This window comes from Streptomyces ambofaciens ATCC 23877 (assembly GCF_001267885.1).
Taxonomy (GTDB): Bacteria; Actinomycetota; Actinomycetes; order Streptomycetales; family Streptomycetaceae; genus Streptomyces; species Streptomyces ambofaciens.
This window is the reverse complement of the sequence record NZ_CP012382.1, coordinates 8,089,474-8,115,879: the sequence shown is the minus strand read 5'-3', so window position 1 is coordinate 8,115,879 and position 26,406 is coordinate 8,089,474. Positions and strand designations below refer to the sequence as shown.

The 26,406-nt window shown below is 68.8% G+C and carries 23 protein-coding genes and 7 pseudogenes; 15 read left to right on the top strand and 15 right to left on the bottom strand.

Annotation, left to right across the window (positions count from 1 at the left end):
• Positions 1–114: 114 nt before the first annotated feature.
• A complete protein-coding gene (locus SAM23877_RS35265; protein WP_053125912.1) occupies positions 115–828 on the bottom strand; it encodes a ScbR family autoregulator-binding transcription factor in 714 nt (237 codons plus the stop codon).
• Positions 829–1,749: 921 nt separating this feature from the next.
• Between SAM23877_RS35265 and SAM23877_RS35260 the strand changes: the two genes are divergently transcribed.
• Entirely contained in the window at positions 1,750–2,289 is a 540-nt protein-coding gene (locus tag SAM23877_RS35260) for a GNAT family N-acetyltransferase (protein WP_053125913.1), read from the top strand.
• A 667-nt stretch (positions 2,290–2,956) separates the two neighbouring features.
• Here SAM23877_RS35260 and SAM23877_RS35255 read toward each other — a convergent pair.
• Complete coding sequence (locus SAM23877_RS35255; protein WP_053125915.1) at positions 2,957–3,583, bottom strand: TetR/AcrR family transcriptional regulator; 627 nt, start codon at positions 3,581–3,583, stop codon at positions 2,957–2,959.
• Between the two features lie 141 nt (positions 3,584–3,724).
• On the opposite strand from SAM23877_RS35255, the gene SAM23877_RS35250 reads away from it, so the two are divergent.
• Complete coding sequence (locus SAM23877_RS35250; protein ID WP_053125918.1) at positions 3,725–4,675, top strand: alpha/beta fold hydrolase; 951 nt, start codon at positions 3,725–3,727, stop codon at positions 4,673–4,675.
• 414 nt (positions 4,676–5,089) lie between these two features.
• Here SAM23877_RS35250 and SAM23877_RS35245 read toward each other — a convergent pair whose 3' ends face one another.
• Both SAM23877_RS35245 and SAM23877_RS35240 read right to left on the bottom strand, forming a co-directional pair.
• Positions 5,090–5,569 (bottom strand): HIT family protein, encoded by a 480-nt coding sequence (locus tag SAM23877_RS35245; RefSeq protein WP_053125920.1) that lies wholly within the window; start codon positions 5,567–5,569, stop codon positions 5,090–5,092.
• Positions 5,570–6,037: 468 nt separating this feature from the next.
• Positions 6,038–6,439 carry a RidA family protein gene (locus SAM23877_RS35240; protein WP_053125922.1) on the bottom strand — a complete coding sequence of 134 codons (402 nt, stop codon included), beginning with the start codon at positions 6,437–6,439 and terminating at the stop codon, positions 6,038–6,040.
• A 104-nt stretch (positions 6,440–6,543) separates the two neighbouring features.
• Between SAM23877_RS35240 and SAM23877_RS35235 the strand changes: the two genes are divergently transcribed.
• Positions 6,544–6,927, top strand: coding sequence for a winged helix-turn-helix transcriptional regulator (locus SAM23877_RS35235; RefSeq protein ID WP_053125924.1), 384 nt, complete (start codon positions 6,544–6,546; stop codon positions 6,925–6,927).
• Between the two features lie 175 nt (positions 6,928–7,102).
• Here SAM23877_RS35235 and SAM23877_RS41640 read toward each other — a convergent pair.
• A pseudogene (locus SAM23877_RS41640) lies at positions 7,103–7,198 on the bottom strand (diadenosine tetraphosphate hydrolase); the annotation flags it as partial.
• A gap of 610 nt (positions 7,199–7,808) precedes the next feature.
• Between SAM23877_RS41640 and SAM23877_RS35230 the strand changes: the two are divergent.
• Complete coding sequence (locus tag SAM23877_RS35230) at positions 7,809–8,213, top strand: type II toxin-antitoxin system PemK/MazF family toxin (RefSeq protein WP_053125927.1); 405 nt, start codon at positions 7,809–7,811, stop codon at positions 8,211–8,213.
• A 177-nt stretch (positions 8,214–8,390) separates the two neighbouring features.
• On the opposite strand, the gene SAM23877_RS35225 is transcribed toward SAM23877_RS35230, so the two are convergent.
• From SAM23877_RS35225 to SAM23877_RS35220, 4 genes and pseudogenes are all read right to left on the bottom strand, one after another.
• Complete coding sequence (locus SAM23877_RS35225; protein ID WP_053125929.1) at positions 8,391–8,897, bottom strand: DUF6624 domain-containing protein; 507 nt, start codon at positions 8,895–8,897, stop codon at positions 8,391–8,393.
• Positions 8,898–9,020: 123 nt separating this feature from the next.
• Positions 9,021–9,264: pseudogene (locus SAM23877_RS42265) on the bottom strand (IS5/IS1182 family transposase); the annotation flags it as partial.
• Positions 9,265–9,319: 55 nt separating this feature from the next.
• Positions 9,320–9,418: pseudogene (locus SAM23877_RS42260) on the bottom strand (IS5/IS1182 family transposase); the annotation flags it as partial.
• Between the two features lie 511 nt (positions 9,419–9,929).
• Positions 9,930–11,243 (bottom strand): cytochrome P450 family protein, encoded by a 1,314-nt coding sequence (locus SAM23877_RS35220; protein WP_053141948.1) that lies wholly within the window; start codon positions 11,241–11,243, stop codon positions 9,930–9,932.
• A gap of 2,232 nt (positions 11,244–13,475) precedes the next feature.
• Between SAM23877_RS35220 and SAM23877_RS41890 the strand changes: the two genes are divergently transcribed.
• From SAM23877_RS41890 to SAM23877_RS35205, 4 genes and pseudogenes are all read left to right on the top strand, one after another.
• Complete coding sequence (locus tag SAM23877_RS41890) at positions 13,476–14,612, top strand: ScbA/BarX family gamma-butyrolactone biosynthesis protein (protein ID WP_053141946.1); 1,137 nt, start codon at positions 13,476–13,478, stop codon at positions 14,610–14,612.
• A 587-nt stretch (positions 14,613–15,199) separates the two neighbouring features.
• Positions 15,200–15,349, top strand: a pseudogene (locus SAM23877_RS41625) (site-specific integrase); the annotation flags it as partial.
• 30 nt (positions 15,350–15,379) lie between these two features.
• The gene (locus SAM23877_RS35210; RefSeq protein ID WP_053141944.1) at positions 15,380–15,868 is read left to right on the top strand and encodes a MarR family winged helix-turn-helix transcriptional regulator; all 489 of its coding nucleotides are present in this window, start codon (positions 15,380–15,382) and stop codon (positions 15,866–15,868) included.
• Entirely contained in the window at positions 15,865–17,163 is a 1,299-nt protein-coding gene (locus SAM23877_RS35205) for an MFS transporter (RefSeq protein ID WP_053141942.1), read from the top strand. The genes SAM23877_RS35210 and SAM23877_RS35205 overlap by 4 nt, the downstream gene beginning before the upstream one ends.
• Before the next feature lie 104 nt (positions 17,164–17,267).
• On the opposite strand, the pseudogene SAM23877_RS41985 reads toward SAM23877_RS35205, so the two are convergent.
• From SAM23877_RS41985 to SAM23877_RS35190, 3 genes and pseudogenes are all read right to left on the bottom strand, one after another.
• Positions 17,268–17,651 (bottom strand): annotated as a pseudogene (locus SAM23877_RS41985) (helix-turn-helix domain-containing protein); the annotation flags it as partial.
• Between the two features lie 92 nt (positions 17,652–17,743).
• Positions 17,744–19,000, bottom strand: a complete 1,257-nt coding sequence (locus SAM23877_RS35195) for a serine hydrolase domain-containing protein (protein WP_053141940.1) — start codon at positions 18,998–19,000, stop codon at positions 17,744–17,746.
• A 781-nt stretch (positions 19,001–19,781) separates the two neighbouring features.
• The gene (locus SAM23877_RS35190; protein ID WP_053141938.1) at positions 19,782–20,396 is read right to left on the bottom strand and encodes a TetR family transcriptional regulator; all 615 of its coding nucleotides are present in this window, start codon (positions 20,394–20,396) and stop codon (positions 19,782–19,784) included.
• An 81-nt stretch (positions 20,397–20,477) separates the two neighbouring features.
• Between SAM23877_RS35190 and SAM23877_RS35185 the strand changes: the two genes are divergently transcribed.
• Positions 20,478–21,410 carry an oxidoreductase gene (locus SAM23877_RS35185; protein ID WP_079030610.1) on the top strand — a complete coding sequence of 311 codons (933 nt, stop codon included), beginning with the start codon at positions 20,478–20,480 and terminating at the stop codon, positions 21,408–21,410.
• 319 nt (positions 21,411–21,729) lie between these two features.
• On the opposite strand, the gene SAM23877_RS39870 is transcribed toward SAM23877_RS35185, so the two are convergent.
• Complete coding sequence (locus SAM23877_RS39870; RefSeq protein ID WP_159042049.1) at positions 21,730–21,900, bottom strand: hypothetical protein; 171 nt, start codon at positions 21,898–21,900, stop codon at positions 21,730–21,732.
• A gap of 94 nt (positions 21,901–21,994) precedes the next feature.
• On the opposite strand from SAM23877_RS39870, the gene SAM23877_RS35180 reads away from it, so the two are divergent.
• Positions 21,995–22,303, top strand: coding sequence for an Lrp/AsnC family transcriptional regulator (locus SAM23877_RS35180; RefSeq protein WP_053141934.1), 309 nt, complete (start codon positions 21,995–21,997; stop codon positions 22,301–22,303).
• Positions 22,300–22,449, top strand: a complete 150-nt coding sequence (locus tag SAM23877_RS39865; protein ID WP_159042048.1) for a hypothetical protein — start codon at positions 22,300–22,302, stop codon at positions 22,447–22,449. The genes SAM23877_RS35180 and SAM23877_RS39865 overlap by 4 nt, the downstream gene beginning before the upstream one ends.
• Before the next feature lie 10 nt (positions 22,450–22,459).
• On the opposite strand, the gene SAM23877_RS35175 is transcribed toward SAM23877_RS39865, so the two are convergent.
• Positions 22,460–23,449, bottom strand: a complete 990-nt coding sequence (locus SAM23877_RS35175) for a GNAT family N-acetyltransferase (protein WP_053141932.1) — start codon at positions 23,447–23,449, stop codon at positions 22,460–22,462.
• A 95-nt stretch (positions 23,450–23,544) separates the two neighbouring features.
• Here SAM23877_RS35175 and SAM23877_RS35170 point away from each other — a divergent pair, with 95 nt between their 5' ends.
• The 4 genes and pseudogenes from SAM23877_RS35170 to SAM23877_RS42250 all read left to right on the top strand — a co-directional run.
• Positions 23,545–24,156 carry a TetR/AcrR family transcriptional regulator gene (locus SAM23877_RS35170; RefSeq protein WP_053141929.1) on the top strand — a complete coding sequence of 204 codons (612 nt, stop codon included), beginning with the start codon at positions 23,545–23,547 and terminating at the stop codon, positions 24,154–24,156.
• Positions 24,157–24,376: 220 nt separating this feature from the next.
• Positions 24,377–25,294: a MerR family transcriptional regulator gene (locus SAM23877_RS35165; protein WP_053141927.1), complete on the top strand. Its 918-nt coding sequence runs from the start codon at positions 24,377–24,379 to the stop codon at positions 25,292–25,294.
• Positions 25,295–25,358: 64 nt separating this feature from the next.
• Positions 25,359–25,487 (top strand): annotated as a pseudogene (locus SAM23877_RS42255) (hypothetical protein); the annotation flags it as partial.
• A 38-nt stretch (positions 25,488–25,525) separates the two neighbouring features.
• Positions 25,526–25,825 (top strand): annotated as a pseudogene (locus SAM23877_RS42250) (IS5 family transposase); the annotation flags it as partial.
• Positions 25,826–25,834: 9 nt separating this feature from the next.
• Here the strand turns inward: SAM23877_RS42250 and SAM23877_RS35160 are convergent.
• Positions 25,835–26,296, bottom strand: a complete 462-nt coding sequence (locus SAM23877_RS35160) for a GNAT family N-acetyltransferase (protein ID WP_053143188.1) — start codon at positions 26,294–26,296, stop codon at positions 25,835–25,837.
• Between the last annotated feature and the right edge of the window lie 110 nt (positions 26,297–26,406).

The following is a 26,406-nucleotide window of genomic DNA, read 5'->3' as shown; positions in this document are numbered from 1 at the left end:
CGGGTGTGCGGGCGAGGAGCCCGGTGACCGCGGCCGCGGCCGTAGCCGGCCGGGTGCGGCTGCAGCCGGGCCGGGCCTGGCACCGGCCGGGCGTGCACCGCGGGGTGTTGTTCCTCAGGCGGTGGCCGCGGCCGCCGCCTGCTGCGTGCGTTCCTCCTGCGGGGAGTCCGCCTGCTCGCCCGGCCCCTCGAGCAACGCGTCGCTCGCCGAACCGAGCCGGGCCGCCCGCTCGGTGGTGATCTCCAGACTGCTGAGCACGGCCGGCACGGCGATGCTGGGCAGCAGGTGCCGGAAGAGAGCCACCACCCGCTCCTCCAGGTCCTCGCGCCCCAGCAGGATCTGCGAGTAGAGCTGCGTACCGGTCCACGCCGCGGAGAACAGCCACGCACTCTCGGCCGGCACCACATGCGGAAGAAGCTCACCCTGCTCCTTCGCGGCACCCAGCAGCACCTCGGACGCCCCGATCCACTGCCGGATCGCCGACGAGCCGTACTCCGCACGCAGTTCCTGCTCCAGACTCAGCCTGGCGACCGCGCTCACCAGCGGATCACGCCGCATGCGGTAGGCCACGATCAGACCCGTGTCCACGAACTCCTGGAGCCTGCACGGACCGGGCGGCACCCGGATCACGGAGAACTGCTGCTCCAGCACCCCCTCCGCCAGAGCCTGCTTGGAAGGGAAGTGGAAATACAGCGCCCCCTTGGTGACACCCGCCCGTCTGAGGATCTCCCCGATGGTCGCGGCCTCGTAGCCATGGGAGTCGAACACCTCGGCCGCAGCCTTCAGGATCGACAACTGGGTACGGATCGCTCGTTCCTGCCGAGCCACGGGACCTCCCGACGGTCTTTGCCTCAGGAACGGGCAAGACACCACCGCTCCCCACCCCAAAACAAAACCAGGGAGTCCGTATTTTCGCAAGCCAACACGTGTCAGCATGCACGTACTTCTCACACCGGCCGACCCCCACCGGGACCGGCCAGAACCCCTCACGACGCACCCGCCGCTGGTCACAGCAGCAACCGGCCCCCGACCACGCCACGGGGCACACACCCCGCTTTCACAACCGGGCGTGCGGATTCAACCGTCCCGCACCAGCCGGCCCCCACCACCCACGCCAGGCACACCGGCAACAACGCACACCGCCGCAACAGCGCACACCCGCCCCCGCCCGCCGGCCCGCACCAGACACGACGACGCGGTACTGCACTCCACCTCCCGCCCCACGGGAGAACCCGGGCACCTGCACCCCGTCAACGACACGGCACTCCCCGGCCCTTCCCGCAACGCCCCGCCCCGCCCCGCGCCCCGCCTGCGGCACCGGCCGCCCCCGCACCACCGCCAAGCAGCACACCCCGGGCCGCCGACGGCACCGCCCCACTCCCCGTCCCGTCCCGGCAATCACCGAGTGACACCCGCCCCGGCCCGCCCGCTGTGCCTGCCGCAAACCGGCAACGACAACCCCCGCCCCCCTTCCGGTCCACGCGGCCCAGCCACCGCTGCCCGCCCACACACCGACCGCCACCACACCCCCACGCCCCGGCCCACACCCACACTCAGTGCCTGTTCCATATCTCCGGTTCTGGGTGACGTTGGTGCCTAGAGGCTGGGTCAGCGTCCGACGGTGCCGGGCGGCCCGGAGGGCGGGTGTGTGGGGGCTGTACTGAACGACTGAGGCCGGGAGCGAGTCCGCCACTGTCTACCTCGCCGGACTCCACATCGCCGTCATCTTCATGACTCTACGATCTTCGTATGAGCGAATGGGACCTGGCGGGGGAAGAGTTGTCGACCGCCCGACTATCACTGCGGCGTCCGACCGAAGCCGACATCGAGGCAATCTTCGCGATCCACAGTGACCCCGCAACCTGCCTGCACAATCCCTCCGACGCCCTCGCCCGGCCTGAAGAGGCCAAGGAGCTCTATCAGCGCTGGAACAACCAATGGCAGAGCTGCGGATACGGGTACTGGGTTGTCCGACGCCACAACTCTGCCCGGCAATTGGGGTTCTGCGGGGTCAAGCCCATGGACCTGAATGGCATGAACGTTCTCAACCTCTTCTACCGTTTCGCCGCCTCGGCATGGGGTCAGGGCTTCGCCGGCGAGGCGGCGACTGCAGTGACCGACTGGGTATCGCGCCACGTTCCCGACCTCCCGCTGATCGCCCGAGTCAGACCGGCTAACGCTGCCTCGCAGCGCGTGGCGGCACGTGCCGGCCTGATGCGGGCAGAACATCTCGACGGCCCCGGATACGACGGCTTCGACTGGATCTACGCAGCGAAACTGCCTGGCTGAGTACACTCCGCGTGTGTGGTCCCTCGCCCGAAGACTGTTCAGTGTTCCGAGCTGAGACACGAGGCGGGCCGTCATCCGTTCTGCCGCGAGCGGTATCCGGCCAGGCGGGGAAGCGTTAGCTGGCCGCTGCCTGCCGACCCGCTCGCGAAGGCATGCTCTGGACGATTCAGTCCGCGGACGCCGCCGCGTCCTGGCCGCCTTCGACGACTGACCTGCGGCAGGCTGAAGATCGCTTTGTCTGTCGTTGCGCGCCTGGCGCACGTGCACCGCAACTGATCTACCGGCACGGCGATCTCCACGCCGCCGTACTGGCCTGTGCTGTGCAACCGTCGGCAGGGTCCTCTGGGTCCGAGGTCAGTCGCCGCTTCCTCCAGGCCGTACCTCGCTAACTTGCCGACGACCCGCCAGGTCCAGCAGTTCATGAGCTTGAACAACGGCTGTCCCATGTCCTCGGTCAGGAGGCCTGGCAGGCTGCTGGGCTCGGAGTTTTCACGATGCCGACGCCCTCGAGGAGAAGCTGACCCACCTCGAGCCGCAAGTTGCGGAGGTCAACTCGCAGCTTGGTGAACGCGACGAGGATCCGGCAGCCACTTGGGCCACCAACCGCGAGCTGATGTCCCAGCTCAACAGCACCTCAGGCCGATGCCAATGAAGACAAGAGCGGAAGTCACCGGGTCGTAGGCAAGGCCTGGCTGCGATTGAAGATCCTGTCGAGGTGGTACTGGAGTGCCGCGGTGGCGGACTCCGGTGTGCGCTGTCCGACGAGGATGCTGGTGCCCATGGTTGCCGTCATGGCGAGCAGGCTGATCGCCTCCGTGCGGGCGTCGGCTCGAGAGTCGGCTTGGCCCGTCTTCTGTGCCCGTTGGATCAATTGGGCAATGGCGTTCTCGGCGTCGTCGGGCTTGTCGATGAACGGCTGGGTGGCGAGGGCCTCGTCGGTCACGGACAGGATCGAGTAGGAGCTGTAGAGAAGGTGGAAGATTCGGCTCTCCTCGTCGGTCGGCAGCGAGGCCAGCAGCAGAGCCTCGATGGTCGCGCGGGGGCCCGGGTCTTGGCCGGCAGCGGCGAGGCGGGCGCCGACGCGTTCGGTGAAGCGGTCGGTCAGGTGTTGAAGGCCGTGGAAGAGCAGCTTTTCCTTGGTCTGGAAGTAGTACTGCACCAGGCGTAGTGAGACGCCCGCCTCGGCGGCGACGTCACGCATGCCGACTGCGTGCAGGCCCTGCCGGCCTGCGACCTGGATGAGTGCTTCAGCGATCTGGGTGCGGCGTTCATCGTGGTCCACGCGCTTGGGCATCCGTGGTGTCTCCGGCCGTGGTGGGTTGGTGGGATCCCTGTTCGCCGTCTGGTCCGGCTCAAGGGCTCCTTTTCATGGTACCGCCGTATCACCAATATGGTACGGTCGTATCATAAAGAGTGGATCTCACGGAGGTAGCCCATGTCCGAGAACCCGCCCGGAACGCGCCGCGACATAGGGCGCTACGTCAACGACCAGTTGCGCGACCGCTACTTCGCCGCCTGCGACGTGCTGTACGCGAAGGGTGCACCGATCCGCTCCGAGACCGACGTGAAGACGAGCTTCGGGACGACTCACGTCTACCGGTACGGCCCCGCGGACCCGGCGGCCGAGGCCCGTACGCCGGTCGTCCTGATCCACGGCTCGGGCGGCTGCTCCGCGATGTGGTACCCCAACACGGCCGCGCTCAGCGCCGAGCGCCCGGTCTACGCCCTTGACACCCCCGGCGACCCGGGCCGCAGCATCCACCGCGAGCCGATGTGGCAACCCGAGCGGGCCGCCCAGTGGATGGACGAGGCCCTCGACGTCCTCGGCCTCGACAAGGTCCACCTCGTCGGCTCCTCCTACGGCGGCTGGCTCGTCATCAATCAAGTCCACCGCCGGCCCGAACGGATCGTCTCCGTCACCGCCCTCGACCCGGGCGGGCTGGAGAAGGTGGGGCTCCGCTTCTTCGTCTGGATCTTCGCCAGCCTCTTCGCCACCTTCGCTCCCAAGCGGCTGCGCCCGGCTCTCGCCAAGTGGCTGGAACAGCCGGTCATATCCGATCCGGATCTGCGCGCCTGGATCCAGGCCGGCGTGAAGGCCTTCCGGATACGCCGTCCCGCTCCACTGCCGCTGTCCGACGCCGAGCTGGGCTCCATCCGCACGCCGTTCTACCTGATCATGGGTAAGCGCAGCCTGCTGGTGCACCCCAAGCGTCAGCTCGAACGCGTTCCCCGGGTGATTCCCGGCGCCCGCGCCGAGATCGTCGCAGCGACCGGCCACGGGCCGCAGATCGACCACCCCGACCTCGTCAACGCCCGGATGTTGAGTTTCATGGAGGACATCGATTCCTTCCACCCGGTGACGCCCCGGGACGTCACCGATGCCTAGCCGGTGAGACATCCGGAACCACTCGCGGGGCGGCCTGACCCGGCACACGGACCACCACCCCGCCCCACCGGGGCCGGCCGCTCACCGGGGCGGCCCGGTCCGGGAGAGCCCCCTTCGCGAGAGCAGCCGATGCCGACCACGCCGGCCGAAGCGGCGGGAGTCCGCCGCGGACATGGCAGACCCGCATCCCCGCCCGGGGCCGTGCCGATGAAACACCACCCCTCCCCCACCCGCACCCGCACCCGCACCCGCAGGAGCGGCAGGTGCAGACCCGGCCGCGGCAGGCACACCCACCCCACGCCGCAGGCGTATCCAGCAAGCACGGCAGAAAGACACTTCACCGAACCCGAACCCGGCCGAGGCGCACGCCTCTTCGCCACTCCCCCGGCCCTGACGGCCGGCAGGCCGGGAACGTCAGGTCACTGTGCGCAGCCGGTCCAGTTCGCCGCCGAGCGCTTCCCGCAGCGCGTCATGCTGCCCACCGAGCCTGGAGTGCTCCTCACTCCACCGCTCACGCGGATAGAGCCACACCGGCGCACCCACCACATGGGCCGGCTCCCACGCGAACCGCGGCCAGACATGCGCGTGCAAGAACGGGTCCCTGTTCCCCAGGATCTCCAGGTTGACCCGCCGGAACGCCGGATCCAGCCGCCGGCACACCCGCTCGACCGCTTCACCGAGCAGGTCGAGGTCGGACAGGAACGCCAGCCGCTTCGCCCTCGGCAGGTCCGACAACCGCTCCACACCCGGCTCGTCCACGAGCAGAACCGAGTAACCCGGCAGGAACTGCACATCCCCGATCACCGCGAACCCTGCTGTCAGCCGCCGCAGCACCGTCGGGTTCTCCCCTCTCAGCGCAGCCCCGACCCGGTCCGCCCGCCAGTCACCAGCCACAACCCGAACCCGCCCTCCATGACCGAAACCCGCCCCTCGCCCCGCTCCCCCGCCCACAGTTCACAGTTCACAGACAAGCAGGGCCAGGGGCAGCCCCGGGCCGGCTTCCAGAGATTCCGCCGGCAAGGGACCGGCGGCCAAAAGACCCGCGGACCATAATCTGCAGGACCTTGAGGGAGGCGGAGAAGGCGGGCGGACCCGAAGGCCGGCAGGGCCCGAGACACCAGGGGCGGGGGACCGGGCCGGGTGCGGATGACGGGGGACCTGGAAAGCCGAAGGCCGCAGGCCCCTGGACCGCTGTGCGTGTCCTTGTTCACGTCGCCGGCGCAGAAGCCTCAGATCGCGGTGGAGGCGGGCACGGCGCCCATCGGGGTTCATCCCGCATGCTCATCCGCCCGGCATTGAGGCGGAGGCCGGCTTCGGCGACGTGGCCGTGCAGCTGGCGGGAGAGCGTGCGGGGAGGAGACCTCAAGCGGGCAGTTTCGTGTCGATGACGAAGCTGATTTCGATGACCTGGCCGGGCAAGGTCAGTTCAGGGACGCCCAGGACCGTGCTGGCCGGGCGGTGGCCGCCGAAGTACCCCAGGTTGCCCTCCGCCGTCGCTGCGGCGTTCTGCCGCAGGTTCACCACGTACAGGGTCTGCGAGACGACCTGGTTCCGGGTGCAGCCGTAGTGGTCCAGGACCCTGTCCATGTTGGCGTAGGTCTGCTCGAGCTGGGCGGCGAAGTCGCCCGCGTGGAGGAACTCGCCTGCCTCACCGAACGAGAGCTGTCCAGAGACATGGATCAGCTCGCCGGACTTGATCGCCTGTGAGTAGCCGAAGTCGCTCTCGGCCGGCACGTTGTAGTTGAAGACGTCCATGGTGGTCACGGTGCGCGCGCCCCTTCCGGTGTGCTCTCTTGTAGTTACTCAGGGACTGTAGGAGAGTGATGGCTGATCTGGAAGAACGCACTTTTTCGTGACTGAGGAACCCCATGGTGACCAAGCAACTGCTCAAGGGCCTGCCCGAGGACGCTGACCTGCGGCGCGCCGACTCCCTCGCGCGGGAGATCTTCTCGGACGTCGCCAACAAGTGGGCGCTCCTGATCATCGAGGCGCTCGGCGAGCACACCCTGCGCTTCAGCGAGCTGCGCAACGAGGTCGAGGGCGTCAGCCACAAGATGCTCACCCAGAACCTGCGCATGCTGGAGCGCAATGGCCTGGTCGACCGGAAGGTGCACCCCACCGTGCCACCGCGAGTCGAGTACACCCTCACCGAGCCGGGCCGGGCCCTGCGCACCGCGGTCGACGCCATCTGCGGCTGGACCCACCAGCACCTCGGGCACATCGAGAGTGCACGCGGCCGTTTCGACGCCTGACGGGCCGGCAGCGACACCCTCGCGCGTTGCGCGATTCCTTGATCGAACACACTGTCACAGGCGGCTGACTGTCCCACGGACTTGCTGCTGTCTCTCGTGACCATCCATGAACTTCAAGATCACCAACTGCTGCCCGAACCAGCAGACAAACGCTGCTGTCCGAAGTGAACGAAGCCAATTGCGCATGCAAGAACGGGTCCCTGTTCCCCAGGATCTCCGGGTTGACCCGCCGGAACGCCGGATCCAGCCGCCGGCACACCCGCTCGACCGCCCACAGTTCTCAGTTCACGGAGCGGACAAGCAGGGCCAGGAGCAGCCCCGGGCCGGCTTCCAGAGATTCCCCCGGCAAGGGACCGGCGGCCGGAAGACCCGCGAACCACCATCCGCAGGACCTTGAGGGAGGCGGAGAAGGCGGGCGGGCCCGAAGGCCGGCAGGGCCCGAGAGCCCGGCAGGGGCGGGGAACCGGGCCGGGTGCGGATGACGGGGGACCTGAAAACCCGAAGGCCGCAGGCCCCTGGACCGCTGTGCGCGTCTTTTCATCACGTCCCCGGTCCCGGCGGTGCTCCAGCAGTTCCCGCGCGGCAGGCCCGACGGCAGCCCTGTACCAAGTCCCTTACCCGACGCCGGGGTTCAAGCGGCCGCTGTCCGGCCCGCTGCCGGGGCCCATCAGGACCTCGAACGCCTCCTGCCGGCGGACAGGGTCTACGCTGTGACTCGCGTCCACATCGCACGGTCTTCCGTCTTCCCACGCCGGGGATCACCGATGATCCGCACCCGTCTTCACCGGCCCCCCCGCGGTCACGACGTGCGAAGACGGGCCGTATTCCGTCTCCCGCTCGGGCACGCAGCGTCCGCCCGCCGACTCGTGCCAGGAGGACACATGCAACGCGGCGAAGTCTGGTGGGCCGACTTCGACGAGCGACGTCCCATCGTGCTGCTGTCGGGCGACGAGCCCTCCGGGCTCCAGGCCATCCAGGTCGTTGCACCAGCGGGCGTCGACATCAGCGGCCTGGGCGTCGAAGTGGCGATAGGCGCCCAGGAAGGACTCCCCTTCGAAGGCGTGCTGCGGTTCGCCCTCCCGCGTCCAGGCCTCACTCCCTGCACCTGGCTGACCACCGTGGCCCAAGACGACCTGATCGAGCGGGCGGGCGTGCTGTCCTGCGCGAAGCTCAGCGAGGTCGAAGAAGCCCTCCACGCCGCCGGACAGAGAAGAAAGTGGACCCCGACAACGCTGGCCAGGCTCCACCAGATCAAAGACGCCCACCGCGCCGCAGGACTCGAGTAGCGGACGCCTCCACCGCCCAGCCCGATCCCGCCGACGACCGACGGCCGCCTCACTCCACCGCACTCCAGCAACAAGACCACGGCCTGCGGCCGGAGTGCCAGGTCCGGTCCGGCGGGTCATTGCCTGCGGCAGCGAGCCTGGGGCAATGATCCGCAGCACGCGACTGGGAACAGCGCGTCAGGCCGGGGAGAACTTGGCAACGTACTCGTCGAAGGGCTCGATCCCGACTTCTGCTCGGAGTTCGTTCATGCGCTCGGGCTCTTCACAAGGCCACGGAATCGGTGCCCCGTCCTTCAGGCCGGCGATTTGAGTGCCGTAGACCTGCTTGCGTCCCTCGTTGACCAGCGTGCGGTCGCACAGGAAGGCCAGCTCGCGCGGGCTTGCCGCGCCCGCCGACACCGCCTGCTGCATCAGGTGGAGGGCGCGCCGCTGCACATCGAGTTGCCGGTCGGCGTGCTGGGCGATCAGCCAGGCTGCGCGTGCGGCCTCCTCACCGACCAGTTCTGCCGTGGGCCAGCCGTATTCGTCCATGATCTCGCCCAGCCGGTCACCGTGCCGGGCGGTCAGCCGCCGCCAGGCCAGCTGGTCGGCAGGGTCATCGCTGTTCGCGCGGACTGCGCACTGGTGATCGGCTGCAGCCATGTCCGCGAGCTCCACGGCCAGCGCGGCAACGTCGTGCGCCACTCTCAACTCCCAGTTTGGCTCGCTACGTTGTGCCTGTTGCCCGCAAGCCTAAAGGGGCAGATCAGACGTAAAGATCATTCTTGAGAACGGTGACAGGCACCTCCCCGCATGGGGATAATGGATCTACGCCCGAAGCCAGAGCCGGATCGCTACGACAGTCACGGTGCCCTGGAAGACGTAGGCGCGCTTGCCGAACCTTGTGGCCACGTCCCGGAAGCGCTTGAGGGCGTTGATCGTCCGCTCAACTTCATTCCTTGGCTTGCAGATCGTCTTGCCGAAAGCCGGTGGGCCGGCCGCCACGATGCTTTCGGTTGGCCCGCCGGCTGCCCGGTTCGGGGACGGTGTGCTTGATCTGCCGTCGGCGCAGGCAGATCCCGCCACGGCACCCCGGTGCGCTGCCGGAAGAGGATTTTGTTGATCACCCTGCGACGGCTTACCCCACGCCCGTCCCTCTGGCCGGACTTCGGCAGGCGCGGACGCAAGCGTGCCCATTCGCCGTCTGTCGGATCTCCCCGCCCCATGAACATTGCCAACGACTCGAATCCGAGGCAGTCACATGATCCGTCGGACAGGGCCTGAACGTCCGAAGGACCGGGGCCGGAAGGCCGAAGGCCCAGCGGGGCGGAAGGCCGGCGGAACAGAAAAGCCGCAAGGCCAGGGTGGAAAGGCCGGAGGCCCGCAACCCGCAGAGCACAAAACCCGGAAAAGGCAGAAGCCCCTGAGGGCCGGAAGCACCAGGAAGAAGACGGAGCCGAAGGACCGGGCGCCCAAGGCCAAGAACCAGGGGACAAAAGGCCGGCAGGAGGGAAGGCCGGCAGGACGGCGGGGGCCGGACGGCCGGCAGGACGGCGGGGGCCGGACGGCCGGCAGGACGGCGGGGGCCGGACGGCCGGCAGGACGGCGGGGGCCGGACGGCCGGCAGGACGGCGGGGGCCGGACGGCTGGACGGACGGAAGGCCGGCGGGGGCTGGAGGGTCTTCGAGGGGGCGGCGGGTCACGTCGCCGCCCTGCCCCCTCTCTCTTTGCTTCCGCTCAGGCGGTCGCTGCCGGGACGGGCCGCGCCGCGGGCTGCTCCCCGGCCCGCCCCTCACCCGCACCCGCACCGGCGGCCGCCGCGGGACCCAGCAGCACAGGCAGCTCACGATGACCGTTGGAGATGAACGACTGCAGCGGACGCAGCTCTTCGTAGGCCACCGCGAGCTGCAGGCCGGGGAAGCGGGTGAACAGGCCGCTCAGCGCGATCTGCGCCTCCATCCGGGCCAGCGGAGCACCGATGCAGTAATGCGTGCCGTGCCCGAAGGACAGGTGACTGCGGCGCGTGGCGCGGGTGACGTCGTAGCGGCCGGCGTCCTCGCCGTGCACCACCGGATCACGCCCCGCCCCCGCATACGAGATCACCACCGGGTCACCCGCGGGGATGACCACCCCGCCCACCTCCACGTCCTCGACCGCGAAACGCAGGATGCCGTTCGCACCCGGCGCCTCCAGCCGCAGCGCCTCCTCCACCGCGTCGTCCCAGCCCGCCACGCCCGAACGCACCAGCTCGAGCTGGCCGGGATGGGCCAGCAGCAACGCGATCGTGTTGTCCAGGAGATTGACCGTCGTCTCGTACCCGGCCGTGTACAGCAGGATCAGATTGTCCACCAGCTCCCGCTCACTGAGCCGCGAACCGTCCTCGTCACGCACCGCGATCAGCGCACTGGTCAGATCGTCCCCCGGCACCCTGCGCTTGCACGCCACCAGATCATCCATCATCTGATACAGGTCCGCGGCATTGCGCTGCGCGTCCGCCAGCGACACCGCCGTATCGAAGAACCCCAGAATGATCCGCCGCAGCCGCTCCCGGTAGGCCACCGGAATACCGAACAGCTCGGTGAGCACCTGCATCGGCAGCAGACAGGCGAACTCCCGCCGCACATCCACCGGCCCGCCCCCCGGCCGCTCCTGCAGAGCATCCAGCAAAGAAGCCGTGATCTCCTCGACCCGCCCCCGCAGCACCTCCACCCGCCGCACCGTGAACGCCGACGCCACCAGCCGCCGCAACCGCGTGTGATCCGCCCCGTACGCCGTCACCATGTTCCGCACCGACACCCAGATCGCCAGCGGCCACGCCTGCTCCACCCGCCCCTCACGCCACGCAGGCCAGTGCCGGTAGGCATCCTTCGACACCCGCCCGTCCGTCAGCAGAGCCCTGATCTCCTCCGCACCCGTCACCGCCCACGCCCCCACCCCGCCCGGCAACACCGCAGCCGCCACCACCCCCCGCTCACGCAACCGCGCCGCTTCCCCCTGCACATCCCCACCCGACGCATCAAACGCATACGGGCACCCCTGCACAGACACCATCACAACTCCCCCCAGCACGACCCCGACAAGGGTCACCTGACAAAACCGGCCAACCCCCCAACGGGAGGCACCCACCAGACCCCCGGCACCAGGCCCCGCACCAGACCCCCCACCACAGAACCCCGCCAAGACCCCCGTCAAGAGGAGACCCCGGACAAGCCCCGCAAAGGAAGACCCCCGCAAGACCCCCACCAGGAAGCCCACCCAACACCCCCGACAAGAAACCCCAACAGGGCCCCCCGACAGGAGACTGCCGAACAAACCCCCAACAGGAGGCTTCCTAACAAACCCCCCGACGGGAGACACCCAGCAAGCCCCTCAACGGGACGCACCGAGTAAGCCCACAACGGGAGACACCGGACAAGCCCCCGGCGGGAGGCACAGAACAGACCTCCCGAGGAGGTTCCTCACAGGCCAGACCCACGAACAGCAGGCCCCCGGGGCGAACCCTCCAAGGAGGAGACCCGGCAGCCGGAACCCCCAAGAAGACCCGGCCCAGACCCCCGAAAAGGAGACCCGCCCGAACCCTCGCGAGGAGACCCCGCCAGACCCCCGAGAAAGAAACCCGGCCCGAACCCCGGAGAAGGAGTACCGCCAGGCCCCCGAGACAGACCCAGCAGGACGCCCGACAAGGAGACCCGCCCGGACCCACGCGAGGAGACCCGGCAGAACTGCCGACGAAGGAGACCCGGCCCGGACCTCCCGACAAGGAGCCGGCCCGGCCCACCAGGAAGCAGACCCGCCCAGACCCTCGCGAAGAAGCCCCGACAGGACTCCCACGCAAGAGGGCCCGACACAGCCCCCGAAGAAGAGGACCCGGCCGAACTCCCCAGGAGGACCAACAGAGTCCTCCCAAGGGAAAACCTGCAGGGCCCTGCGAAAAGGGCCCCAGCAGGGCCCTCCGCAGGAGAGTCCGAACGGCCTTCGAGGAAGAGACCCCAACCGGGCTCCCCCAGGGCGACCGGCCCGAACTCCCCCCAAGGGAAGACCGACAGAGCCCTCCGCAAAGAGGCCCCAGCAGGGCCCTCCAGAGGAGGGTCCGAACGGCCTTCGAGGAAGAGTCCCCAACCGGGCTCCCCGAGGAAGACCCGGCCCGAACTCCCCAAAGGGATCCGGCAGACCTCCCCGAAAAGGGGATCCGGCAGAACTCTCCCAGGGGAAGACCGACCGAGCCCTCCGAGAGGGCGTCCGGGCAGGGCCCCATGAGGGGGGGCGGGCCGGACTCCACGAAGGGGATCCGGCAGAGCTCCCGAGAGGAGACCCGGCAGGCCCCCGGCGAGGAGACCCGGCGGGACTCCCCAAAGGAGTCCGGCATGCCTCCCCGAAAAGGGTCCGGCAAGACCCCCGAAGAAGAGACCCCCACCGGGCTCCCCGTGGGAGACCGGCCCGAACTCCCCCCAAGGGAAGACCGACAGAGCCCTCCGCAAAAGGGGCCCCAGCAGGGCCCTCCGCAAGAGAGTCCGACACGGCCCCCGAGGAAGAGACCCCGAGCGGCCTCCCCGAGGAAGACCCGGCCCGAACTCCCCAAAGGGGTCCGGCAGAACTCCCCGAATGGGGATCCGGCAGAGCTCTCCCACGGGAACATCCGGCAGAGCCCTCCGGGAGGGGGTCCGGGCAGGCCCCCCATGAAGGGGGGGGCGGGCCGGACTCCGCCAAGGGGATCCGGCAGAGCTCCCGAGGGCAGACCCGCCCGGGCCCCCGGCGAGGAGACCCGCCAGGACTTCCCCGCAGGGATCCGGCAGGGCTCCGGGCAGGGAGCCGGCAGAGGGGCCCTCCGAAGAGGGCCGGACATCAGCACCCCCACAAAATAAAACCGCTCCCCCGGTTTTATCAACGGGGCAGCGGGGGCCAGAACCAGACACACCCCACGACAGGCCGAAACCCCGCCGGCCTCGGCACACCCCCGCCCGCCCCGCCCCGGCACCCCGCCCCGCACCCGCCGCGCAAGCGGAGGGAGCCCACCCGCAAAACAACCGGAATCCCCACCCCCGGAAGGGCCCCTACCGCTTCATACCGGACGGACCACCCACCCTCCGTCCCGCCCTCACACCCCGGGACGCGAGGGCGGAGGCGGAAGCAAAACCCCCGCTTGACCCCCGGCTGCGGGCCGGCGGAACACGCCCCACGAAAGAGACCGGACCGCCTTGAAAAGAAAACCGGTGAGTCTGTATCTTATGGCCTCCGAACTCTTGAGCCCATCACCCACCGCACACCACGTGGAGAGGCAAGAGCGTGACATCCCTGACGATCCAGACGGCCGACCCTGTCCTGCCCCGCCAAAGACGCGGACCCGCACCCGGCGAGAACACCCCGCCCAGGCTCACCACCACCGTCCCCCGCCAGTACGTCCACCGCGCCAGCCACGCCGAAGTCTTCCTCACCTCAGGCGAACGCCTCGACGACACCCACTTCCACCTCACCGCCCAATGGCCCCGCACCCACACCTTCTTCACCACCAACAACACCCACCACGACCCCCTCCAAGCCGCAGAAACCATCCGCCAGACCGGCCTCTACCTCGCCCACACCCAATTCAACGTCCCCCTCGACCACCACTTCCTCCTGTGGGAACTCAACATCACCACCCACCCCCACCCCACCCCCACCCACACCACCACCCACCCCACCGAACTCACCCTCCACGCCACCACCCCCCACACCACCCGCAAAGGCAACCGCCTCACCCAATTCACCATGACCGTCGACATCCACCACAACCACCACCTCACCGCCACCGGCAGCGGCCGCTTCACCTGCATCTCCCCCAACACCTACAAACGCCTCCGCCCCCACACCACCCCACCCCCCACCACCCGACCCACCCACCACCTCATCCCCCCCACCCACACCGGCCGCACCCACCCCACCGACACCGTCCTCACCACCACCCCCCACCCCCACACCTACCTCCTCACCCCCGACCCCCACCACCCCATCCTCTTCGAACACACCACCGACCACTACCCCGGCATGGTCCTCCTCGAAGCCGCCCAACAAGCCACCACCCACCACACCACCACCAACACCACCAACACCACCAACACCACCAACACCACCAACGGCAACAGCAACAGCAACAGCAACAGCAACAGCTCAAACAGCAGCAACACCAACAGCGGCAACGACAACAGCGGCAACAGCAACGCCAACGGCGGCAACGGCAGTAGCGGCCCCCACACCACCACCCTCAACACCACCTTCCACCACTACGCCGAATACCACACACCCCTCCACATCCACATCACCCCCCACCCCACCACCCCCAACCACACCACCACCCACACCATCACCGGCACCCAAAACAACACCACCATCTTCACCACCACCCACACCACCACACCCACCCAACCCACCACCAGCCACGGCTAATTGCAGACGCTCCGCAGCGCAGCCCACCGGGTGCTTGCCTCCCGCATCCACGAGGCATTCCCCGAAGAGCATGTGCACGCTCTCGTCGCCATCGCGAACGAAGGGTTCAGCGAACGGGACGAAGACACTCACCGATCCCCGGCCCTGCACGGCCACCGTCGACCGGCCGACCTTCAACAGCACCACCCCCAGACCGGCACCGAATCCTACCGCCTCACCCCCGCCATAGGCCCAAGCCGAACAAGCCCAGACCAGCTGACCGGGCGCCACACGGGAAGGGCTCCCTGACCACCCGAACCAGCAGGCCGGCCAAGAGCCACCACGACGCTGCCCCCGCAACGCGGGTCAGACGATGGGCAAACGGAGACCGAGATCCGCCGCATCCAGGCCGGCCAGGTCACCGCTGCGCTCAGCCCACCGACCGGAGGCGAGATCACTGCCGAGGGTCCCACACCGCTCAGCCCCGAAAGCCGCAACAACGCCGCATCCGCAGGAACGACACAACCGCGTCAGACACACACCACCAAACAAGCCACAGCAGCATCAACAACAGGTGCCACGTCCCGAACCAACCGATCGGCGGTGAGCCGGGCACGGGCTGGGATTTGTATGAGTGGCGGCACTCCGGGTTGACCCACCTCGGCGAGGGAGGGGCGAGCCTGCTGATGCTGATGGCGAAGTCGCGGCACAAGAAGGCAGAGGACGTACGGAAGTACTTCCATCCCTCCCCGGAGGCTCGATTATCACAGCGCTGTTATATTAGTCCTGTGACATCTTCAGATCCCACAGCTGTGCCCGATCCCTGGCATGCCCTGCACGAGCTCCTGGCCGCCATGGACGCCGAGATCGAGCAGGTCTACGTCGAGCGTGGCATCGAGGGGGTGCGGCCGCGGTTCGCCTATCCGCTGATCCGGCTTGCCCACACCGGGCCACTGACCATTCGCGAGCTTGCAAAGTCCCTGGACCGCTCGCACTCCGCGATCAGCCAGACCGTCGCCGCCATGCGCAAGGAGGATCTGGTCACCTCCGAGCCGGGGCCTGACGCCCGCACCCGGAGAATCGACCTGACCGAGCGCGGCCGGTCGTTGGTGCCGTTCCTGGAGGCGGAGTGGCGCGCTACCCACGAGACAGTTGCCGAGCTGGACGGCGAGATCCCGTACGCGATGACCACCGTTGTCGAGGAGGTGCGGCGGGCGCTGGAACGCCGGTCGATGCGACAGCGGATCCTCCACCACCTCGTCGAGCCACCGCGATGAAGGGGCGCGTCCGTGTCCGGTTCCTCGACACCCGCCCGCTGCGTAGCAGTCAGTCGTTTCGCGACCTGTGGATCGGCACCTCGGTCTCTCAAGTCGGTGGACAGATAGCCAACGTGGCGGTGCTGGCCCAGGTCTGGGATCTGACCGGCAGCCCAGTGGGCACCGGTGCCATCGGGCTCGCCACCGGCCTGCCGATGGTGCTGTTCGGTCTGCTCGGCGGCACGTTGGCCGACACCTTTGACCGCCGTGCAGTGGTACGGGCCACCACCGCGGGCCAACTGCTGGCCGCCGCAGGGCTGTGCGCCCAGGCCCTGGCGGACAACCGCAACGTGCTGCTGCTGCTCGCCCTGGTAGCCATGGGGACGAGCAGCGGTGCTCTCGGCGCTCCTGCCCGGCGCACCTTCCCGGTCCGGCTGTTGCCGGGCGACCAGGTCGCGGCCGGTCTTGCGCTGACCAACGTCTCCTTCCAGGCCGCGATGCTGGCCGGTCCCGCCATGGCCGGACTGATCATCGCCCGCTGGGACCTTTCTGCCGCATACGCGACCCAGGCCGTGGCCATGGTCGTCTCGATGCTCACGGTGATCCGCTTGCCTGCCATGCGGCCCGAAGGCGCCGACGCGGCAGGCGGCAGACGCCGGCCGGAGCGTGGCGGTTGGCGGATCGTCCTGCGCCGCCCAACGCTGTGGGGCTCGATGGCCACCGACCTGTCCGCAACCCTGCTCGCCATGCCCGTCGCGCTCTTCCCGCTGGTCAACGAGATCCGCTTCGGGGGAAACCCGCAGACCCTCGGCCTGTTCCTCTCGGCCGTCGCGGTCGGGGGGATCACGGCTGGTCTGCTCTCCGGTACGGTGACGCGCTGGCACCGTGGCGGCCTGGTCCAGATGTCCGCAGCCGGTGTCTGGGGCCTGGCGCTGGCCTGTTTCGGTCTGGCGGGGCCGTTGTGGCTGGCCCTCGGCTGCCTGGCCGTGGCGGGCGCTGCCGACACCGTGTCTGTCGTCACCCGCAGTGCCCTGGTCCAATTGGAGACCCCGGACGCGTACCGGGGACGGGTCTCCTCGGTAGAACACGTCATCGGTGTCGCGGGCCCCGAACTCGGCAACTTCCGTGGTGGCCTGTCGGCGTCGGCCACCTCCGCCTCCTTCTCCCTGGTCTTCGGCGGGCTGTCCGCCATCCTGGCGATCGCCGCCGTGGCCGCGACCAACGCGCCCCTTCGCGCCTACCGCACGCCGCCTTCTGCCGCGAAGCCGGTCCCTGGGATCGCCGACGCGGCGGCGACCACTGGTCAGATTTCCTGAATTCGCCTCCAGCCTCGAGCCCGGTGAGAGGGAACGTCAGCGCCTGCGCAGCTAACGCCCCCTCACTGAGTGTCATTCCTTGTCGGCGGCGTCCGGACCGCCCAGTCGAGGCATAAGACGACTTCGGGCTCGCCACCCTCGGCTACGACCTCGACGTCGGCGATCGCATAGAGGTGCTCGACGTGGGCCTTCTTCGCCGCGTAGTCGGGGTCGCGGGAGATCTTCCAGAACTTCACGCGTTGAAACGACACGCCCTCCTCGCGGAGCAGGACCCGCAGGCCCTCGTCGCTGATGTCGTCGACCACCCCCTCAGCGACCAGGAAGTCCGCCAGCTAGGTCAGGCTCCAGACCGAGAACGGCAGGCCGTGCTCGCCCGGCCGGGACTTGGCGAACCTCTTGGTCTCACGGCGTTCCGGGACGGTGAAGGTCTTGGGTCGGCCGCCCTTGTACTTCGGATAGAGCGAGTCGAAGCCGTCGGCGTTGAAGTTGCTCGAGTGGACCTGTTGTCGGCCCACGTTCTCGACGACGCGACTCCTACCGAAGGAATCAAGCGGTGTCCTCTGCGAGTGTGCGCCCCTGGTCACCCGCGCTTCCGGTCGCCGCACACCGCCTGGTCCAGCAGGCGGACCGCGGCCTCCGCCTGCTCGAGGAAGCGCTTCTCGTCACCGAAGCGCGTGGTGAAGACAGCGGCCGCGGCCGACACCCGCCCGTCGGGCGTGACGGCGGTCTCGGAGGCGGTGCCGAAGGACGTGCCGCCGTGGTACCAGACCCCTCCCCCGCAGCCCTCGGCCGGGCGCCAGGCGAGGCCGAGCCCGTAGCGGGTCCTGCCGTCGGTGGCGTAGCCGGGCGCCGGGACGGTGGTGCGCATCTGCTCCAGCTGCTCCGGCGGCAGCAGCCGGCCGCCCATCAGGGCGCGCAGGAAGGTGTTCATGTCGCGGGTGGTGCTGATGATGCCGCCGTCCGCGCCCCCGCCCACGGCCAGCGTGGTGTCGGTGAGGTCGTCCCGGCCGGGGAACTGCGTGTACCCGGCGGCCGTCGGCATCGGCACGTACGGCGAGGTGTCCGGTATCAGCGTGCGGCGCAGCCCCAGCGGCTCGATGATCCGGTCGTGCACCTCCTGCGCCCAGGGGTTGCCGGTGGCCTTCTCGATGACCATCCCGAGCAGCACGTAGTTGGTGTTGGAGTACGCCCACTGCGTCTCGGCGCCCGGATCGTCCGCGTCCGGCAGCCAGCCGGGGGCGCGCTCCATCGCCGCGGCGACCTGCTCCTCGGGGGTCTGCGAGCGGAACCGCTGTGCGTGGAAGCGCTCGGGCGTCAGCTCCGCCGGGTCCTCGAAGGCGATGTCCGTGTAATTGGCCAGGCCGCTGGTGTGCTGGAGCAGGTTGCGCAGGGTGATGCGGCTGCCGTCGTTGCCGTTGCCGGCGACCACCCCGGGCAGCCACTGCTCGACGGTGTCGTCGAGGCTCAGCGTGCCCTCGCCGACGAGCTGGAGCGCGGCAACGGCCGTGAAGGTCTTGGTGTCGCTGCCGATGCGGTAGTAGGCGTCGAAGGGCACCCGGCCCCCGTCCTTCAGGCTCGCGGTGCCGGACCGGGCCTGCGTCTCGCGCCCGGCCGCGTCCCGGGCGAGCACCGTCAGCCCGGTGGCTCCCGTGTCCCGTACCGCGTCCGCGTCCCGCTGCAGCCGCGACCGCGCGTCCGCGCCGCCGGCGCCCATGGCCTCGGCCGTGGTGCCCGGCCCGAGAAGCGATGCGGTCCCGATTGCGGCGACCCCGGCCACGGCCAACCCCGCACGCCACCGTCCGGACCGGCCCCACCGCGTACTCTTCGTGATCTCCATGACCGGAACGCTACGGAGGCCCGGCGCCGCGGACCATCCAGCTGGCTGCCCGGACGGGGGTGGTGCTGGCCCCCCTACCACCCGACGGCCACCACCCTCCTTGCCGCACCCCCGGTCTCATGCGCTTGCGCAGTGCGGGACCGCGCGGCGATCGTCGAGCACCCCTCACACCTCATGTCCACGTGTGGGCGGGTCGGGATCCCGGCTCGCCCACCGCCGCATCAGGCCGCCAGCGCTTCCCGGAGCGTTAAAGGCTTGAGTCCGAAGGTGTCGCGGATATCGCCGTCGCCCACGATGAATGGACGCTCGGACATGTAGCTCATCTCGGCGAACTCCCGCCACAGTGGAATCGGTGAAGGGCAGCAGTGTCATGTCCCGTTCGGTGAGCTGCTCCAGCCGCGGTTCCGGCGCTCCGTGGAGTCCGGCGAGGTCGGTTGCGGCATGACGCGCGGTCGTGGTGATGACCGGAGCGTGCCAGACCCGTCCCCAGGCCCGCTCGTCGCTGCTAACCGCCACCAGCGCCGCTGCGACGTCCCCGGTGTCGGAGGACGAATGGGCCGCATCGGGGTTGCCGTGGGCGAGGGCCAGTTCGCCGTCGCGGGGCGCGACCAGCAGTGTGAACGGTGAGACTGCGCCCGGGCCCAGGGCCCTGGCCCGCTCGCGCCGCGCCGGCTGACCCGGCCACGATGCCGACCAGCATCCGCGTATCCCATCTCGCCCGGGATAGGGATGCCGCACTCACCACAAGACAGCGCCAGGGGCGACACCCTTGCCAAACTGGTCAAGTGCGCACGATGGCGTCCAGGGCCGGCGCGATGACGGCGAAGGCCCGGTCGGTCAGCGCGGCAGGATCTTCAGCGCCGTCACTGTCGCTCCACCGTTGCAGCACGGCGTTGAACGCGGTCAATGCCATTCCGGCGGCCATCTGCGGGTACAGCTCACGATCACGGGCGAGCCCTTGGCGGCTCGCCAACTCCGACGTCAAATCGCTGTGCCACTGTGCTTGGCGCTCCAGGAAACGCGCATGCAGTGCCGGGGTACGCAAAATCAACTGAACGACGCGCAGCGCCCGGTCCGAGTGGTCAGTGCACGCGGCGAGGGGAACCGAGACGGCGTGCTTCAGCGCCGCGGAGGGGCGCTCTTCGCCTGGACGAGCCGCCAACTCCGAGCAGACACCGGCGCCCATCTCGGTCAGGAACTGGACGACCACGTCCTCCTTGGACGCGAAGTACCGGAAGAACGTCCGCTTGGACACGCCGGCGGCGGTCACGATCTCGTCGACCGTGACCACGTCGAACCCCTTCAGCGCAAGCAACTGCAGTGCCGCTTCGCTCAGTTCGTCGGCGACGAGCTGACGCTTGCGCTGGGCCAGGCTGGCTTGAGGGCGAGAACTCACCGGACAAGAGTACACGATATGCCTCGCATGACACTCAGGCGCACCTTGACACCGAGTGTCATGTGCGACAGCTTGTGTTACATGACACGACAGCGCTGGACCGCCGAACAGATCCCAGACCAGACCGGGCGGGTATCCGTAGTCACCGGAGCCAACAGCGGCCTCGGCCTGGCGACAACCAAGACGCTCGCCCGTAAGGGCGCCCAGGTGATCCTCGCCGTACGCGACGAGGAGAAGGGGCGCCGGGCGGCCGACGCGATCATTGCCGAGCAGCCGGGTGCCCACCTCGAGGTGCGCCGTCTCGACCTGGCCGATCCCGCCTCGGTGCGCGCCTTCGCCCACCAACTGCACACCGACGGCTACCGGGTCGACGTGCTCGTCAACAACGCCGGCCTGATGGCACCGCCCCGAACTCTCACCCTTCAGGGCCACGAGCTGCAGTTCGCCGCCAACCACCTCGGCCACTTCGCCCTCACCGGCCTTCTGCTGGACCTGATGACGGACAGCGACGATCCCCGCGTGGTCACGGTGACCTCGGCCAATCACCGCCAGGCGCGCATCGCCTTCGACGACTTGTCCGGCGAACGGAAGTACTCGCCGATGGGCCACTACAACCAGTCGAAGCTCGCCAACGCCGCCTTCGGGTGGGAGTTGCACCGACGACTGAGCGCGGCCGGCAGCCCGGTCCGCAGCGTACTGGCCCACCCCGGCTACGCCGCCACCAACTTGCAGACAAGCACCCCTGCGGGCATGGTCAAACTGCTCTTCGGCCGCCTCCTGCTGCCGCTCGCCCAGTCCCCCGACCAGGGCGCCCTGCCGCAGTTGTACGCGGCGACCGCACCAGAGGTACAAGGCGGCGAGCTGTTTGCGCCGGACGGCATGGGCGAGCTGCGCGGCGCACCGAAGCGGGCCCAACTGGCCCCGAGGGCCACCGATCCCGACACCGGCAGCCGACTGTGGCAGCTGTCGGAGCAGCTGACCGACGTGCGGTACGTGCTCCGCGCCGCCACCTGAGCGGCTGCTGTCCTTCCGTACTTGAGTGACCGGTTTCCGCAGGTCAGGCATAGCTTCGGGATCTCCGCGGCAGGCAGGACACGTCCTCCTCGACTGCGCCGTGCGGGCGTGCGGGCGGAGCAGCGGCCGGCCGAGCAGCAAGCCGGGGGTAGCAGCAGCGACCGCGTAACCGACCCGATACAGCGGCGATCCGCTGCACGAGTAAGGCCGGACTTGCTACCCGTGCAGCACCTGTGTGCCACCTGGACCGTGCGAATGCTGCGCTGCACTCCTCACCGGACGTGCAGCAGACGCCTTGCACCCTTCACCACCAGGAACGTCAGCGGCCGAGCAGCACGAGGCGCTGCACCCGGCCGGTGCCCCATCGGCGGTTGGCACACTTCCCTCCGAGGCCGGGATCGGCGCAGGTGCACCCCGGCTCGCGCTCGGTGACCTGCGTGATGCGGTAGAGGCCCGGGGTCATCTTGTCGATGCGGCTGCCGTTGCCCATCCGGCCATGGCACTTCGGCGGGACATCCGTACTGTCTCCGTCGATCGGAAGGTAGTTGGGCATTTCGGCTAACCGAACGTCAGAAGCAAATGCCATGGATCTCGCGATCATCCGTGAACTCTCCCGCAACGCACGCGTCAGCCTGGCCGAGTTGGGGCGCAAGGTGTCTCTCAGCCGTCCGGCGGTTGCCGAGCGGGTGCGGCGCCTGGAGGACTCCGGTGTGATCAAGGGGTACGGCGTTCATCTTGATCTCGCTGAGCTGGGGCTGGGTTTGCGGGCCCACGTTTCGCTGCGTCCCCGGCTCCGTTCCACCCGCAACGCGGAGAGCCTGCGCGACCGACTGCTCGCCATGGGCCACGTCCTGTCGTGTGTCCACGTCATCGGGGCGAACTGCTACGAGTGACGATCGCGGGCCGGGACGCACAGCACCTGGAACAGGTCATCGAGCACCTCTCGGAGATGGGCGACACCACCACCGGCGTGGTCCTCTCCGAGCCTGTGCATCCCCGTGACGTGGACATCGCCGCATGGCTCCTGCAGGACAGCTGAAAGAGGCCCGTCACTCCGGGACGTGGACCGGCTCGTCGTCCCAGGCCATGGAGGCCATCCTCCAGCCTTCCCGGGTCCGCAGGAACTGGGTGGTCTTGTGGCCGCGTCCCTCGAAGCGCGCACCGTCCCGGACACCGGACTTGCGGTACTCGCTGAATCGGTGCGCGACCGATCCGAAGATCTCCGTGCGTTGGGACACCTCCCATTCGGAGAACTCCGTCAGCGTTCCGTCGGTGAGCATCTTCTGACGCGGCTCGACGAAAGCGTCCACATTCATGATCACGGGGTCGCTCCCAATGTTCGAGATGATCCGCCCTTCCGGGACGAACAGCTCCCGGATGATCCGGAGATCGGCGCACCGTCCGCCGGTGTTGGTGAAGGAGTCCATGAACAGGCCTGTCAAACGGTCGACTTCCGCCTGGTCGTCGCACGTGGGGGCGGACCTACCACCATCCGCTGCCGGGGGCCACTCCTGCGCCAGGACGGACCACACCTCGCTGTTGTTCCGGACCCCGCGGTACGGGTAACGCTGTCGGAGCACGCCGTCGCGGGTCATGCCCAGACGGCGGGCGGTCGCGATGCTGCGGGTGTTACCTGAGGCGACCCACCACTCGACCCTGCTCATCCCGCGTTCGGTGAAGGCCCAGTCGATCAGTGCCCGGCACGCGCGGGTGACCAGCCCTCGGCCCTGCCCGGCCTCCTCCAGCCAGCAGCCGATCTCACACACTCCCGAGGCGGTCTCGAAGCGGGTGAACATGACGCCGCCGACGAGCACACCGTCCAGCCGGATCCCGTATATCCGGCCGCTGTCGGAGGACGAGAGGTCGGCGTAGCGCTGGAGGGTCGTTGTGGCCGAGGCGAGGTCGGTGGTGAGCGACGCCCAGGGGATCCATGGGTCGACCAGAGGGCGAGCCCGGTCGATGTGCGCGAGGAACTCCGGTGCCTGCCAGGGTTCCAGAGGACAGAGTTGCGCGTGGTCGTCGAGCGGGTTGGTGAGCATCGGCGTTCCGCCTTCCAAGCCCAGCCGGCCGGAGATGTCGGAGGGCACATGACGTTGAAGGTACGTAACAATCGTTTGGTATGTAGAGTAGCGGCATGGCGCCCCCCGCACGCGGAGATCACGAGGCCCGCCGCAAGGACGTGTCCGAAGCGGTGTGGCGTGTCCTTGCCGGCAAAGGTTTCGGTGGGCTGACACTGCGCGCCGTCGCCGCGGAGATGGGCGTCTCGACCGGCATGCTGACGCACTACTTCCCGAGCAAACGGGCCCTCGTCACGCACGCGCTGGACCTGCTGGAACAGGACACGGCGGAACGTCCGCGCCGGACTCCACCCGCAGACGGTCTGCCCGCCGTACGGGCCATGCTGCTCGACATCCTGCCGCTCACTTCGGCCGGCACCGCCCGCAACCGCATCTGGGTCAGCTCCTGGGACCTGTCTCTCGCCGACGAGACGCTGGCCGCCCGACAGGGCGATCGGTACGCGAGGCTGCGCGACCGCTTCCGCCCTCATTTCGAGACGGGACGTGGCCTCGGGGAGATCCCCCCGAACACAGACACCGACCAACTGACCGCTGCCGCAGTCGCCTTCGCCCACGGACTCGTGGTCCAAGCGCTCTTCGACCCCGGACGATTCTCCAAGGACGTGCAGATCGCCATGGTCGACGACTTCATCGCCCAGCTCGCCGGGTTGACGCCCCTCACCGGTTAGGTCAATTCCCATGCAGCTGTTTCTGACGACTCTGCCGCCCGCCGCATAAAGCACGCCATCTCTGCCGACGAGTTGCCTGCGGCACCCCGAACTCTCATTACGGAGGAAGGGCGCATTTCCTGGCATTGGCGTGGGGCAGTGCGTATGGGGTTGCACCTTCCGTAGCGGCATGTGGTCCGGTGGACTTACGTCCCGATCCCTTGAGGAAAGATCCCTGCTCATGCATTCGTCCTTCATGCCACCTCGCCAGGTCAAGATCGGTGACGCGGCGGCCTTCGCCGGCACCACGCCGCGGGCGATCCGTCATTACCACGAGATCGGCCTGCTCCCCGAGCCTGAGCGGGGCGGCGATGACCGCCGCCGCTACGGCTACGAAGACATGATCCGGTTGCTGTGGATTCGCAAGATGACCGACGCCGGGGTCGCCCTGGACGACATCCGTGACGCCTTTACCACCGGCACGGCTTCCGCCGGTGCGGACAGCGGAGACGGTATCGCGGGCATCCTGGAGCGGGTGGAGGAAACCCTCGCCGAGCAGGAAGCAGAAGTGCGGCGGCAGCGGACCGCCGTGCAGCGGATGCGCACCGAAGGCAGCCGGATGGGTCTGCTCTCCGCCTTCGTCACCGAACGCCTCAAGAGCCTGCCCGAGGGCTCCCTGCGTCAGGCGGACCTGGACAGCCTGCTGATCACTGAGCGGATCTTCGGCCCGCTCGGCGCGACCGTCCAGGCCACCCGCTTCGTCGTCCTGGCCACCCACCCCGCTCTGCGGGAGGACTCCGACCGCATCGATGACGCCGAGGAGGCACTCGATGACAGCGTCGCCGTCGATGATCCGCGCGTGGCCCAGGTGGCCGCCGAACGGCACGCCTTCGAAAGCGCCCTGCACGCCGTCATCGAGAAGTCCGGTCTGGAAAAGGACGACGATGCCCTCTTCGACGCCTGGGACGCTTTGCACCCTGCTCCTGCCGATGAGGGCGAGGACGAGGACGAGGCCGATCTCAGCTCCGGCGGGCGGGAGACTGACTCCATGAGCGTGTTCGAAGCCATGGGCAAGATGCCCTACGACTTCTCCCCAGCCCGCCTGCGCTGTATGGAACTGGCCGTAGAACTCTCCGCCCAAGACTCACCCGCTGCCTGAAACACGCCCTGGGGCCGCCGGGTGTTCCGGGGCGTAGAGGTCGGCTTCACCGGCCTCACCGGGGATGGAGTTGGGCTGGATCTCGACCGTCCTGACGCCTCGCTCGCCCCGTTCGATCTTCCGAAATGGTTCCGAGGGCGACACAGGCGGCCTGATCGGGCGCCGCTTCCACAAGAGCTACACCGTGCAAGGCGTGGCCGCCCTGCTCAAGCGGCACGGCTGGAGCTCACCAGGCCCGATCGGGTGCGGGCCGACAAGGCGTACGCCTCCCGGAACAGCCGTGCTTACCTGCGGCGCGGGATCCGCTGCACCACCCCGGGCAAGGCCGCCCAGGCCGGCAACCGCAGGAAACGCGGTTCGCACGGCGGCCGGCCCGCCGAAGTTCGACCCAGAGGACTACAAAGCTCGGCACGCGGTCGAGTGCGGGATCAATCGTCTCAGGAGGCACCGGCCGTGGCCACGAGATACGGCAAGCTCGCGGTCCGCTACGAGGCGACCGTCCCCGTCGTGGCCATCAACGAGTGGCTATGACTGACCACGTCACGATGGCGCTGCGTAACAGCGGACGGCCACCGTCTGGTGCGGACTCCACTGCTGCTCGACTGTGGCCATCAGCTTCCAGCCCAGCCGCTCGTACAGGGCTGCCGCCGCGGTGTCGGATGCGACGACGTCGAGCACCGGGTGCAGGCCACGACGCCGCGCTTCCTCCACGGCCTGGCCGATCAACAGTGCACCGATCCGATGTCCCCTCGCTCGCGGGGCAACGAACAGCCTGCTGACCACGGCGGTCATACCCCGTGTCGCCCCGTTCCGCTCGCTCCACAACGTCGGGGCCAGATCGCCTTCGCCCCCTTGCGACAAACTGACGTGCCCCACCACGACGCCTTCGACTTCGGCAACCCAGGACCCCAGCAGCGGACCTCGCGACAGCCACTCGCCGGGCTGATCCGGCCAGTTCACCGGATAGCCATCGCGCGCATGGACCTCCGCGAGGACCCGCACGCACTCCTCCACATCGCCATCAGCCCTCTGCCGAACCCAGCGGCTCGGCCTCTCATCCGGCAACCCGGAGCTCTCGATGTTCACTCGGGCATCGAAACACAGGCCACAGA